Genomic DNA, 12,246 nt, shown 5'->3' with positions numbered 1-12,246 from the left:
ATCGGGGTGCAGGGCGGGGGCTGGGTGCCTCGCTGTAGTTGGTTACTCCCAGGATGCGGTTTCTGGGTTTACGCCGTGGGTGATGGCGTTGGCGAAAATTACGTCTCGTAGCCAGGTTGCTAGGCCGGGGGCCAGGGAGTCGTAGTACTCGGTGTAGCCGGTTTCTTCTACGAACTTTCGGCCGAGGCATACCTGCATTGAGTGGGTGCAGTCGAAGTATCGGGACATCATTGTCCGGTGTCGTTCCGCTAGGGCGTTCGCTTCTGCTGACCCTGGTTCAACGCCTGCGCGCCGGGCTGCGGCTAGGTCTGCGTGGAGTGTCTCGTGTTCGGCTGCGGCTTGCTGCCAGTCTTGCGGGGTCAGGTGGGTGGTCCGCTCGCGGTATTCCGTCCACTGCTTGGTGTTGCCCCATTGCTCCGCGGCCTCGTCGATCCATTCTGGATTCCAGTCGGACCCGAAGATTTCGACCTGCTCCTCGGCCGTCAGCTGCATCCCGCCGCGAGTGGCCGCTGCCATGCGGTCTACTGCGGACACCATGTGTTCCAGGTGCGCGATCCGGTCGCGCAGCTCGCGCCGTTGCCGGGTCAAGTGGGTGTGTGCGTCGACTGAGGGGTCGTCCAGCAGCCGCCCGATTTCTGACAGTGGGAAGCCCAGCTCGCGGTAAACGAGCACCCGATGCAGCCGCGCGATGTCCTCGGCTGAGTACACCCGGTAGCCGGCGCTGGTGCGTCCGCTTGGGCGCACCAGGCCGACCGCGTCCCAGTGGTGCAGGGTTTTGACACTCACGCCGACCAGCGTCGCCGTGCGTCCGACAGTGAGGCCGTCTTGCTCGATCACGACCTCAGTGTCGCAGTTCACGACCGCGGGACGTCGATTCCCGTGGCCCGCAGCTTGTCCGCGAGGGCGCTGTCCGGGTCGATCGGCTCCGCCGCGGTCATCACGACATTCGTGCCTTCCGGCGTGACGACCGTCAACTCCCGCGAGTTCCACGGCTGGAGCACCGGACCGCTCGTGCAGCCAGGCGTGATCTCCTCGCACCGCTTGGCGATCTCGTCGAGTTCACTGAGCACACACGAGAAACTGATGCTGACCTCACTCGGCCCCGCTGGGGTGCCGGCCTTGAGCAGCACATCCTGAAACGCCCAGCGCCGCAGGTGCACGAGCTGGCCGGGGAGGGTGAACAGGTTGTCGAAGCCGAGCCCGCGAAGCCAGAAGTCAGTGGAAACGTCGAGGTCGGCGGTGGGCACGTTGGGAAACATCGGCATCCCGTAGAAGCCGAGGTAGTTGCCCGGAGAAACCGCGTCGTAGGCGGGCATCGGAACCGGGCTGCGGAATTCGTTCATGAGGGAGAGCGTGCAGCCTCCTGCCGCAGGAGGGTCAAGCCCGAACGGCGGTCGCCGCGCCGTGAGTCACAGGGGCACGAAAACGGCCCCGCGACTGAGTCACGGGGCCGTTCTGCGGGGTGGCAGGTGAGGGATTCGAACCCCCGAAGGCTGAGCCGTCTGATTTACAGTCAGATCCCTTTGGCCGCTTGGGTAACCTGCCATGGCCGGGCGAACCGGCCGGGAAGAAGGATACCCAACGGTCCGGACGGCCGGTCAACCGGGATCCCCCGGCGCTACGCTGGGGGTCCCTGACGAGCTGAGACAAGGTGTGAGGACACGTGGCGGATCCCTCTTTCGACGTGGTGAGCAAGGTCGACCGCCAGGAGGTGGACAACGCGCTCAACCAGGCCAGCAAGGAACTGGGCACGCGGTTCGACTTCCGCGGCACCGGAACCGGCATCAGCTGGTCCGGCGAGGAAGCCATCGCGATCGAGTCGGAGACCGAAGAGCGCGCCCTCGCGGCGGTGGAGGTCTTCAAGGAGAAGCTGATCAAGCGGAACATCTCGCTCAAGGCCTTCGAGGCAGGCGAGCCCGCGATCTCCGGCAAAATCTACAAGATCAGCGGCAAGATCCTGCAGGGCATCGCGTCGGACAAGGCCAAGCAGATCGCGAAGTTCATCCGCGACGAAGGCCCGAAGGGCGTCCAGGCCCAGATCCAGGGCGACCAGCTGCGGGTGTCGGGCAAGAAGAAGGACCAGCTGCAGGAGGTGATCTCGTTGCTGAAGGGCAAGGACTTCGAGATCGCTCTGCAGTTCACCAACTACCGGTGACTTAACCCTCGTTGACCTGCGGGTATCTGTTTTCAGGTGCCCGTGGGTACAACGTCGGTACAACAGAGCGCGGAGTCCACGAGCGTCCGCGTCTGGTCCACGGCGTCCGGCCAGTAGCCGACGTAGGTGTTGAGCGCCATCGTGGGCGTGGTGTGGCCCATGGCGAGCTGGACGGTCTTGACGTTCGCTCCGCCGAAGATCAGCACCGTGGCGAAGTAGTGCCGGAGGTCACGCAGGCCGAAGCCGTCCGGCAGGTCAGCGGCCTTCACGGCCGGACGCCAGATGTACGACCAGTCAGCCGGTGGATCGGGCGCCGTCGCCTCGGGTGAACACCAGGTTGGCGGGCCGCCGGATCGGCCGGCGGGGGTCGGTCTCGTCGTCGATCTCCTCCGGCAGTGTCCGGAAGGTCTCCAGGTGCCCACGCAGCGAGTTCGCGACCAGCGTCGGCAGCTCGTTGGTCCGGCGGCTGGTTTTAGTCTTCGGCGGCGCGAGGTAGGGCGTCCGGCCGGACACCACGGTGTGCTGGTGCCGGACCTCGACCTCCATCGTGTCGAATTCGATCGCGTCGCGCTCCAGGCCGAAGATCTCGCCGCCACGCCAGCCGCAGCCAGCCGCGAGGTAGACGATCGGCCGGTAGCACCCCGGCAGTGCGTCGTGAAGCGCGTGGACCTCTTCGGGCCGCGTGATCAGGGCTAACTCGCTCCGGGTGCTGTGCTCCCGTCCGAGCGGCAGCTCATCGCTCAGTACGGCACGACGAAGGCGACGGCCGGCAAGGCGATTGCCTTCCTGGTATCCGAGGGCCTGGTGACGACCGAGTTCGGACGCGGCACCTTCGTTCGACGCCGCCCGCCCCTCCGTCGCGTCTCGGCAGCACGACGCCACGCAGCTGAGCCACTGGCCGTGAGGCGGAGGCTTGGTGAGAACTTTCTCTACAGGATCAAGGCGGCCCCCCGGGGCCGCTCGGCCCCAGCTATTTGCCCCGGCCGACGACCACGGCAGGCCGGATCCGCAGAACCGGTGTCCTCGCCGGACAGGCAGGTCACCGACATGGCCGGCGGGAGAGCATCCATCGCGTCCACAGGCAACCGCGGTTCCGTCTGTACTCCCCCGTCCCGCTCATCGCAGGCTCAAATACGCATCCGGCCCCCGTCAAGGCTGAAATGTACCTGCGGGCCTTGACGGGGCCGGATACGAGCTCGGGCAGCTTAGGATCGGGAAGGGGTAGGTTTGGCAGGTGCTCGCTGCCCTGTGCTGCGAGGTGATCGGACTGCGCCAAGTCAACGAGATGCCGAGAGGCCACCCACTCTATTCACCAAGATTTGATTGAACGACGGGTTCGAGCACCCTTGCACCCTTTTCAATCAACATTCGATCTTCGGGTGACAGCCACGACTTTAGCCAGCTTTGCCCAGTGCTCGCCCACATTACCTTCGTGTGCGGCGTCGCATCGAACACAATAGTCATTATGTGATAAGCAGTCAAAACCGCTTCCTGAAGAGCCTGGTCGTCCTCCAGGAGCTCAATCTTCACTTCCCATTGTGCCGCTTCTGCCGCGTTTATACGTCGACCGTGACTCATATGAGTGCCAGCATCATTGAAGTGATGAGCGACCTTGATGCCAATTTCAGACGCGTCCGCCCGATCCTTGAACATATTATCGCGAAGCCATCCGGCAACCATGCGCTCGGAGTAAGCGAGCGCGTGATCCGCTTCCTGCAGAAGCGCGGGGCCTAGACTCTGGAGAATCGGTGCCCACAAGTGGGCCAGACGTACATCTCCCTCGATGTCCTCGCGAGCACGCGCAAACTGGGCGACGATGGCTTGCGCTGAGACCATTCGACCCATCACTGGCATCTGCGGATCGATTGGGCCCAACTGACTCTGACGACCCATCAGAATACGGTCAGCAGCAAGGCTAATCATTGTGCCAGCCGACATCGCGAGAGCAGGAACGATTACTTCGATATCTGAAAACTTCGAACGAAGGTAATCGACGATAGACTCAGCCGCATTCGTGACACCTCCAGGAGTATGAAGGACGAGGGTAAGTCCCTTACTCCAGTCCATCCCATAGATGACACTCATGAATCCATTCAGATCTTCATGCGTGATCTGACTGAACTCCCCAGGAACTTGCGGCTTCTGCAGAAAGCATGAGCTATACAGGACAACATTGCGACCAGAGCGAACTTCGGATAGCTCCTTTAACGCCTTTGCTGATCCCTGCGCGAACCAAGCACCTTTTTCCTGGTCATTGAGTTTTGAAAACTCAGAAACCAGGCTGCTCCATGAAGGCATTTACCTTACCCAGATTGAAAGGGCCGGTCCGGGCTCGTGTGTGTAGATAGCACTAACCCCGTCGGCACGCTGACCACCAGCGGCAACCTGCGCCGTTTCGACGACACGACTGAGATCGACATACGGCTCGTAGGACTTGCCCGCTTCCGTCAGGGCGTCGACGTAGGCGGGGTGCTCGGTCCTCGACTCCATCGTTGACCCTCCGTGGTCGCATAAGAACAAAAGGTAATCTCTGTTGAGACTACCAAGCTGCCTGTGCAGTGACCAGGCTCCCAACAGCGTCACATGTGCCCCTCAAGGGATGCATTAGCTAGTCGCAGTGTGGTCAGCACCTGTTACTGACCCCGTCCTAGCGAACAGGAGTTGGGTACAAATCCGGTACAGACGACACCAACCAGCGACGACCGACGACGACAACCGACGGGCACAAACCCGCAGCTCAGAGCCCCGCACCACGCCCTCACCCCAGGCCGGACGCAGTTCACCAACTACCGGTGACCGCCCGGCGCTGCGGGCAGCCGAACGCCCGCAGCGCCCAGCGGGGTCACGAGGCCGTGAAAGTCCAGTCCCCGTCGTAGGCCTCCACCGCCACGAACGCCTGTCCGTGCAGCGGGAACTCCCCTTCGTGCGGGATGACCTGGTTCACCACCAGGTCGCGCTTTCCGTCGCACAAAGTCCACACCCCCGTGTGGCCGCGCGAGTTCGTGGTGAACTTCCCGCGCGTCATGCCCGCCGGGATCGCCAGTACCGCGTCTCCGTGCGCGCTGTGCGGTTTGCCTGGTTCGACGCTCGGCAGGCCGCGGTAGTCGGTGATCGTCGCGGTCCAGGCGGCGTCCGCGGTGATGTCCAGTTTGTGCACCCACTGGCCGCCCAAGGACACGTTGAACCAGGCCGTTCCGTGGTACGGATCGCTGGCGTTGACCAGCAGGCTTTCCGTCCCGTCGGTCTTCACGGCGATGTGCCCGTCGCACTTCGGGCAGTCGAACTCGAGGAAGCCCGCGACCCCGGCTGGCCAGGTCAGCGGCACTGTCGCGTTGCCCTTGCCCTGGTGGGTTTCGGTGGGAGCCTCGACGAACCGGGGCTCTTCCAGCTCCGGCGGCGGACGCAGGGGCGCCGGCGCGTGGCTGGGTTCCTCCGGCAGCTGACGCACGATCGCCCCGACCCCGGTCGGCTGCAGCGAGCACGACGCGGTGAGCGCCACCGCCGCACAGGCAGCGGCTAGACGCCCGGCAGTGCGGCGCATGATCCCCCCTAGCGTGCCCCGGCGGGGCCTCCGGATGATCTTTCGTCACACTCCGCCCGGTCGTTACGAAACGGACCCCCTGAACAGCCCAGCGATCTCCTCGAAGGAGTGGACTCACGCGGGTGACCAGGCGAAATCGATGGTGACAGGGCGACCACGTGGTGTAATCGCGCGTCCGGTCGTGAGAGGAGTTTTCTGGATGCGCCGCTGGACTCCCGTGCTTGCCTTCCTCACCTCGCTGGCGGTCCTCGTGACCGCGCTCGCGCCCGTCGCGGAAGCCGCCGACAAGAAGCTGCTCGTGCCCGGCTTCGGCTCGTACCCTCGGCTGATCCGGCTGGAGCACTCGCTGTTCGGCCGGGGGAACATCATCGCGTCGCTGACCAGCGAGGACGGCAACGGTCGCTTCGCGCCGATCCTCGAGAGCACCGACGAGGGCGCGAGCTTCCACCAGATCGGCGAGATCCGCGACCCCGACGCGAAGTTCGGCCAATGCTGCGGAACCATTTACGAACTGCCGCAGCGGGTCGGCCGGATGCGCGCGGGCACGTTGCTGTGGGCGGCGACCTACCGGCAGGACTCGGGTCCGCAGCGGCGGATGGGAATCAAGGTGTGGGCCAGCCGCGACGGCGGCCGCACTTGGCGGTACCTGTCCGAGGCCGCGCTCTCGCACAACCACGACGGCATCTGGGAGCCGGAGTTCACTGTGGACGCCGGCGGCACGCTCTGGCTGCACTACGCCGACGAGACCCAGGCGCCGCAGTACGGGCAGGTGCTCAACCGCGTCGCCTCGACCGACGGGACCACCTGGGGCACCAAGCAGCTCACGATGGCCATCGGGCCGTCCCGGGTACGCCCTGGCATGCCGATCATCCGCAGGCTGCCCGACGGCCGGTACTGGTTCGGCTACGAAATCTGCAACTACCGCGAACGCTACTGCGATCCGTATTACAAAATCTCCGCCGACGGGGCGAACTGGGGCGATCCGGCCGACCCCGGCACCCGCGTGAACACCGCGAGCGGCAACTACTTCCAGCATGCTCAAACCACGACGCTGTTCCCCGGCGGGCCGAACGGCGTACGGCTGGTGATGGTCGGCCAGATCTACACGACCGCTGACGGCACCCCGGTGTCCGGAAACGGGCAGACGCTGCTGGCCAACGACAACTTCGGCGCGGGGAACTGGTACGAACTCCCCGCGCCCGTGCACATCACCGGCATCTACAACAACTACTGCCCCAACTATTCGTCCGCCATCCTGCCGGTCGACGGCGGGAAAAATGTGCTGGAGATCGCCACCGAGTACGCGAACGGCTGCCAGGCGTACTTCGGCAAAGGCCCGGCCTTCTGAATTGAGGGAAGCTCAAGCATGCCTCCGCACTCACTCGGTACGGTGAACGAACACCACCGCACGCGAGGAGGGGCTGTGAAGGGCATCGTGCTCGCCGGAGGCAGCGGAACCCGGCTGCATCCGATCACGCAGGCCGTGTCGAAGCAGCTGCTGCCGGTCTACGACAAACCGATGATCTACTACCCGATCTCGGTGCTCATGCTGGCCGGGATCCGGGAGATCCTGATCATTTCGACGCCGGCCGACCTGCCGAACTTCCGCCGCCTGCTCGGTGACGGCAGCCAGTTCGGGCTGTCCTTCTCGTTCGCGGAACAGCCGAGCCCGAACGGTCTCGCCGAGGCGTTCGTGATCGGCGCGGACTTCGTCGGCGACGATTCGGTCGCACTGGTCCTGGGCGACAACATCTTCTACGGCCAGGGCTTCTCCACGACGCTGCGCACCGCCGCGAGCGACCTCGACGGCTGCGTCCTGTTCGGCTACCAGGTGAAAGACCCCGAGCGCTACGGCGTCGGCGAGATCGACGAGAACGGCAATCTGCTGTCCATTGAGGAAAAGCCCGACAAACCGCGGTCGAACAACGCGATCACCGGGCTGTACTTCTACGACAACGAGGTCGTCGAGATCTCCCGCAACCTGAAACCCTCCGCGCGCGGCGAGCTGGAGATCACCGACGTCAACCTCTCCTATCTGCGCCGCGACCGCGCCAAGCTGATCGAGCTGAGCCGCGGTTTCGCCTGGCTCGACACCGGCACGCACGATTCGCTGCTGGAGGCCGGTCAGTTCGTGCAGGTGCTGGAACACCGGACCGGCGTGCGGATCGCGTGTCTGGAAGAGGTCGCGCTGAAAATGGGCTTCATCAGCGCGGACGAATGCTACGCATTGGGCAGGAAACTGGCCAAGTCCGGGTACGGCGAATACGTGATGAACGTGGCGTTGCTCGCGGGCGCGCAAGGCTGATTTTCCGCACCGCACAAGGGGTCCTCACCGAAAACCCGATGAGGACCCCTTTTCGCTGCGCGCGCTCAGGCCGCCTGCCGAACCTCCGAAGAAGCAGGCGTCAAAGCCAGTTCCAGCACTTCCCGCACATTCGCCACCGGGTGCACTTCCAGCTGCGACAGCACCTCCGCGGGCACATCGTCCAGATCCGGCTCGTTCCGCTGCGGGATGATCACCGTCTTCATCCCCGCCCGGTGCGCGGCCAGCAGCTTCTGCTTGACCCCGCCGATCGGCAGCACCCGTCCGGTCAGGGAAACCTCGCCGGTCATCGCCACATCGGCCCGGACCACCCGGCCGGACAGCAGCGAAGCCAGCGCGGTCGTCATCGTGATGCCCGCCGACGGACCGTCCTTCGGCACCGCGCCAGCCGGGACGTGCACGTGGATTCCCCGCTCTCGCAGGTCTCCCACCGGCAGTTCCAGCTCGGCGCCGTGCGAGCGCAGGTACGACAGCGCGATCTGCACCGACTCCTTCATCACGTCACCCAACTGCCCGGTCAGCTGCAGGCCCGAAGCCCCGCTTTCCGGATCCGCCAGCGACGCTTCGATGTACAGCACGTCGCCGCCAGCGCCGGTAACCGCCAAACCCGTTGCCACGCCTGGCAAAGACGTCCGCTGAGTCGCCGTCGGCAGCGAAGATTCCGGCACGTGCCGCGGCCGGCCCAGGTAGGTCTCCAAGTCCGAAGCGGACACCGAGAGCGGCAGTGAGACCGTGCCCAGAGCCACCTTCGTGGCGATCTTCCGCAGCACCTTCGCGATAGTCCGGTTCGCGTCGCGTACCCCGGCCTCGCGGGTGTACTCGGCGGCGATCCGGCTGAACGCGTCGTCGGTCAGCACCACGTCGCCGGACGCCAGACCGGCCCGCTCGAGTTCGCGGGGGAGCAGGTGATCCCGCGCGATGGTGACCTTTTCGTGCTCGGTGTAGCCGTCCAGCGTCACCAGTTCCATCCGGTCCAGCAGCGGGCCGGGAATGGTCTCCAGCGCGTTGGCCGTCGCGAGGAAGACCACATCGGACAGATCCAGTTCCACCTCGAGGTAGTGGTCGCGGAACGTGTGGTTCTGTTCCGGGTCCAGCACTTCGAGCAGCGCGGCCGTCGGGTCGCCGCGGTAGTCGGCCCCGACCTTGTCGATCTCGTCGAGCAGCACGACCGGGTTCATCGAACCGGCTTCCTTGATGGCCCGCACGATCCGGCCCGGCAGCGCGCCGACGTACGTGCGCCGGTGGCCGCGGATTTCCGCCTCGTCGCGGATGCCGCCCAGCGCGACGCGCACGAACTTGCGTCCCATCGCCTTCGCGACGGATTCGCCCAGCGACGTCTTGCCGACCCCGGGAGGACCGGCGAGCGCGAGCACCGCGCCGGAACGCCGTCCGCCGACCGGGCCGAGACCGGATTCCGCACGACGCTTGCGCACGGCCAAGTACTCGATGATCCGTTCCTTGACGTCGTCCAGGCCGGCGTGGTCCGCGTCGAGCACGGCCCGCGCGGCGGCGATGTCGTAGACGTCCTCGGTCCGCTCATTCCACGGCAGCTCCAGCACCGTGTCGAGCCAGGTCCGGATCCAGCCGCCTTCCGGCGACTGCTCGGACGTCCGCTCCAGCTTGTCGACCTCGGCCAGCGCGGCCTTGCGCACCTCGTCCGGCAGGTCGGCGGCTTCGACCCGGGCGCGGTAGTCGTCGTCGGCCGCGGTGCCGTCGAGTTCGCCCAGTTCCTTGCGGATCGCTTCGAGCTGGCGGCGCAGCAGGAATTCCTTCTGCTGCTTCTCCATCCCGTCCGCGACGTCCTTGCGGATGGTCTCGGTGACCTCCAGTTCGGCCAGGTACTCCCGGCTCCACTCGAGGGCCTTCTCCAGCCGGACGCTGACGTCGAGCGCGCTCAGCAGCTCCAGCTTCTGGTCCGTGGACAGGTACGGCGCGTTGCCGGCCAGATCGGCGATCGCGGACGGCTCCTCGACCTGCTGGACGGCGTCGATCATCTGCCAGCCGCCGCGTTGCTGCAGCACGGAGATGACCACGGCCTTGTACTCCGCGGCGAGCTGGGCGGTGCGGTCGTCGGAAGTCTCGTCCGCGGCGTCGGCGTGCACCCAGCGGGCCGCGCCGGGACCGTCGGCGATCCGGCCGACGACGGCGCGCGCGGTGCCGCGCAACAGCACGGCGGACTTGCCGCCGGGAACGCGGCCGATCCGTTCGACGGTCGCGACGGTGCCCAGTTCGGCGTACTCGCCGTGCACGCGCGGGACGATCAGGACCTCGGCCTTGCTCGCCGCACCGGAGCGGATCCCGGGAAACGACGCGGTCGCGGGGGTCTTGGCTTGGGCGGACTCCACTGCGGCCCTGGTCTCCGCGTCGCCGAGGTCGAGCGGGACCACCATGCCCGGCAGCACGACGTCGTCATCGAGCGGGAGGACGGGCAGGAGGCGGGGGTCAGTCATGTGCACTCCTCGAATAGTTGAGTCTGAGGTGCTCAACTCTCCGAAGGGCGGGTTTGTTTCCCAGGGAGTGTTCGCTGGGAGAGAAGTCAGGGTTTCACCGCGACGGCGCCCCAGCCGAACGGCCGGACCTCCGCGGCGAACTCCGACACCGGCCCGTCCGGCCGCCAGTCCGGCAGCGCGCTCATCCCCGGCTCCAGCAGCGGCCAGCCGCCGAAGAACGGCAGGATCTCCTCGGCCGAGCGCAGATACGCCGGGTTCGAGGTGTCCCGGTACGCGTCGACGAACCGGCGGACCTCGGCGGCCCGCTCCGGCGGCGCGTCGTCCCGGCAGGTGCCGTGCGTGACGGCCAGCCACGACCCGGGCGCGAGCTGGTCGCGATAGGCGGCGACCAGCTCTTCCGGCCGGTCGCCGGGGCCGAGGAAGTGCAGCACGGTGATCATCAGCAGGCACACCGGCCGCGACCAGTCGATCAGTTCCTGGGTGACCTCGTCGGCGAAGATCGCCGCCGGATCGCGGATGTCGCGTTCCACGATCCCGGCCCATTCGGTCGCGTCCTCGTTTTCGAGGATCACTCGCGAATGGGCCGCCGCCACCGGCTCGTAGTCGACGTACACGACCGTCGCGGGCAGCCGATCGCGGACGATCTCGTGCACGTTGCCCGCCGTCGGCACGCCCGAGCCGAGGTCGACGAACTGCCGGATCCCGGCGTCGAGCGCGGCCCGCACGACGCGGTTCATGAACGCGCGGTTCTCCCGCGACATCGGCCGGATCAGCGGCCACAGCTTCTCGACGCGACGGCCGAATTCCCGGTCCACCGCCCAGTTCTGGGTGCCGCCGAGGTACCAGTCGTAAACCCGGGCCGCGGACGGCTTGTCGACGTCCACGCCCTTCGGCGCGTCAGGTGCGGTCATGGCTTGCGCGCGACCCCGCACCAGGCGAACGGGCGGGCCTCCGCCTCGACGGCGTTCAGCTCGCGCTCCGGCCGCCAGTCCGGCAGATGCGTGATCCCCGGCTCCAGCAGCGGCCAGCCACCGAAGAACGGCTCGATCTCCTCGCGGTCGCGCAGCCACATCGGATTGCTCGTCTTGCGGTACTGCTCGACGAACCAGCGCAGACCCTCCAGCGCCGGACCGCTGCCGTCGCCCTCGCTCATCTGCGAGATCGCCAGCCAGCTGCCGGACACGAGCTTGTCGCGATAGGCACGCACGATGGCGTCCGGATCGTCGTCCGGGCCGACGAAGTGCAGCACCGCCATCAGCATCACGCACACCGGCTGGTCGAAATCGATCAGCTCGCGGGTGCGCGGGTCGTTCAGCACCGCACGGGGGTCGCGCATGTCCGCCTGGACGATCCCGGCCCAGTCCGTGGCCGCTTCGTCCTCGAGGATCAGCGTCGCGTGCGCCACGGCGACCGGCTCGTAGTCGACGTAAACCACGGTGGCCTGGTCGTCGTCGCCGAGCGCGGCCTCGACCACCTCGTGCACGTTGCCCGCGGTCGGCACGCCGGAACCCAGGTCGAGGAACTGGCGGATGCCCGCGTCGAGAGCCGCCCGCACCACGCGATTCATGAACTCGCGGTTCTGCTTCGCGCCCGGCCGGGCGAGCGACCACATCTTCTCGACCTTGCGGCCGAATTCCCGGTCCACCGCCCAGTTCTGCTTGCCGCCCAGGTACCAGTCGTAGACCCGCGCGGCCGAGGGTTTCTCGACGTCGACGCCTTCCGGCGCTTTCGGTGCTGCGTCGGGTTTTTCGGTCACTGGGACTCCCCTCGAATGGCC

Annotated in this window: 13 protein-coding genes and 1 tRNA gene; 4 read left to right on the top strand and 10 right to left on the bottom strand. The window is 66.4% G+C overall.

Annotated features, from left to right (window positions below; all coding sequences use genetic code 11):
• Nucleotides 1-42: 42 nt before the first annotated feature.
• The 3 genes from ACZ63D_RS33505 to ACZ63D_RS33495 form a co-directional block, all read right to left on the bottom strand.
• Complete coding sequence (locus ACZ63D_RS33505; RefSeq protein ID WP_465358322.1) at nucleotides 43-837, bottom strand: MerR family transcriptional regulator; 795 nt, start codon at nucleotides 835-837, stop codon at nucleotides 43-45.
• Between the two features lie 17 nt (nucleotides 838-854).
• Entirely contained in the window at nucleotides 855-1,343 is a 489-nt protein-coding gene (locus tag ACZ63D_RS33500) for a VOC family protein (RefSeq protein WP_465358321.1), read from the bottom strand.
• A 120-nt stretch (nucleotides 1,344-1,463) separates the two neighbouring features.
• A tRNA-Tyr gene (locus ACZ63D_RS33495) sits at nucleotides 1,464-1,545 on the bottom strand.
• A 118-nt stretch (nucleotides 1,546-1,663) separates the two neighbouring features.
• On the opposite strand from ACZ63D_RS33495, the gene ACZ63D_RS33490 reads away from it, so the two are divergent.
• The gene (locus tag ACZ63D_RS33490; protein ID WP_009072171.1) at nucleotides 1,664-2,155 is read left to right on the top strand and encodes a YajQ family cyclic di-GMP-binding protein; all 492 of its coding nucleotides are present in this window, start codon (nucleotides 1,664-1,666) and stop codon (nucleotides 2,153-2,155) included.
• 32 nt (nucleotides 2,156-2,187) lie between these two features.
• On the opposite strand, the gene ACZ63D_RS33485 is transcribed toward ACZ63D_RS33490, so the two are convergent.
• Nucleotides 2,188-2,424, bottom strand: a complete 237-nt coding sequence (locus ACZ63D_RS33485) for a tyrosine-type recombinase/integrase (protein ID WP_465358320.1) — start codon at nucleotides 2,422-2,424, stop codon at nucleotides 2,188-2,190.
• Between the two features lie 25 nt (nucleotides 2,425-2,449).
• Nucleotides 2,450-2,701, bottom strand: a complete 252-nt coding sequence (locus ACZ63D_RS33480) for a hypothetical protein (protein WP_465358319.1) — start codon at nucleotides 2,699-2,701, stop codon at nucleotides 2,450-2,452.
• 165 nt (nucleotides 2,702-2,866) lie between these two features.
• Here ACZ63D_RS33480 and ACZ63D_RS33475 point away from each other — a divergent pair, with 165 nt between their 5' ends.
• Nucleotides 2,867-3,334 (top strand): GntR family transcriptional regulator, encoded by a 468-nt coding sequence (locus tag ACZ63D_RS33475; RefSeq protein ID WP_465358318.1) that lies wholly within the window; start codon nucleotides 2,867-2,869, stop codon nucleotides 3,332-3,334.
• Between the two features lie 126 nt (nucleotides 3,335-3,460).
• On the opposite strand, the gene ACZ63D_RS33470 is transcribed toward ACZ63D_RS33475, so the two are convergent.
• Nucleotides 3,461-4,453 carry an SDH family Clp fold serine proteinase gene (locus ACZ63D_RS33470; protein ID WP_465358317.1) on the bottom strand — a complete coding sequence of 331 codons (993 nt, stop codon included), beginning with the start codon at nucleotides 4,451-4,453 and terminating at the stop codon, nucleotides 3,461-3,463.
• A gap of 544 nt (nucleotides 4,454-4,997) precedes the next feature.
• Nucleotides 4,998-5,696 carry a hypothetical protein gene (locus tag ACZ63D_RS33465; protein WP_465358316.1) on the bottom strand — a complete coding sequence of 233 codons (699 nt, stop codon included), beginning with the start codon at nucleotides 5,694-5,696 and terminating at the stop codon, nucleotides 4,998-5,000.
• A 199-nt stretch (nucleotides 5,697-5,895) separates the two neighbouring features.
• Between ACZ63D_RS33465 and ACZ63D_RS33460 the strand changes: the two genes are divergently transcribed.
• Both ACZ63D_RS33460 and rfbA read left to right on the top strand, forming a co-directional pair.
• Nucleotides 5,896-7,044, top strand: coding sequence for a sialidase family protein (locus ACZ63D_RS33460; protein ID WP_465358315.1), 1,149 nt, complete (start codon nucleotides 5,896-5,898; stop codon nucleotides 7,042-7,044).
• A 75-nt stretch (nucleotides 7,045-7,119) separates the two neighbouring features.
• Nucleotides 7,120-8,001 (top strand): glucose-1-phosphate thymidylyltransferase RfbA, encoded by an 882-nt coding sequence (gene rfbA, locus ACZ63D_RS33455; protein WP_465358314.1) that lies wholly within the window; start codon nucleotides 7,120-7,122, stop codon nucleotides 7,999-8,001.
• Nucleotides 8,002-8,066: 65 nt separating this feature from the next.
• On the opposite strand, the gene lon is transcribed toward rfbA, so the two are convergent.
• The 3 genes from lon to ACZ63D_RS33440 all read right to left on the bottom strand — a co-directional run bounded on the left by lon (nucleotide 8,067) and on the right by ACZ63D_RS33440 (nucleotide 12,225).
• On the bottom strand, nucleotides 8,067-10,469 hold the full coding sequence (gene lon / locus ACZ63D_RS33450) for an endopeptidase La (RefSeq protein ID WP_465358313.1): 2,403 nt from the start codon (nucleotides 10,467-10,469) through the stop codon (nucleotides 8,067-8,069).
• Nucleotides 10,470-10,555: 86 nt separating this feature from the next.
• Nucleotides 10,556-11,380: an SAM-dependent methyltransferase gene (locus tag ACZ63D_RS33445; protein WP_465358312.1), complete on the bottom strand. Its 825-nt coding sequence runs from the start codon at nucleotides 11,378-11,380 to the stop codon at nucleotides 10,556-10,558.
• Nucleotides 11,377-12,225 (bottom strand): SAM-dependent methyltransferase, encoded by an 849-nt coding sequence (locus ACZ63D_RS33440; protein WP_465358311.1) that lies wholly within the window; start codon nucleotides 12,223-12,225, stop codon nucleotides 11,377-11,379. The genes ACZ63D_RS33445 and ACZ63D_RS33440 overlap by 4 nt, the downstream gene beginning before the upstream one ends.
• Between the last annotated feature and the right edge of the window lie 21 nt (nucleotides 12,226-12,246).

The sequence above is a fragment of the Amycolatopsis sp. NPDC104775 genome (assembly GCF_055583325.1).
Note: the sequence above shows the minus strand (reverse complement) of the source record. Positions and strands in the feature narration are given on the sequence as shown.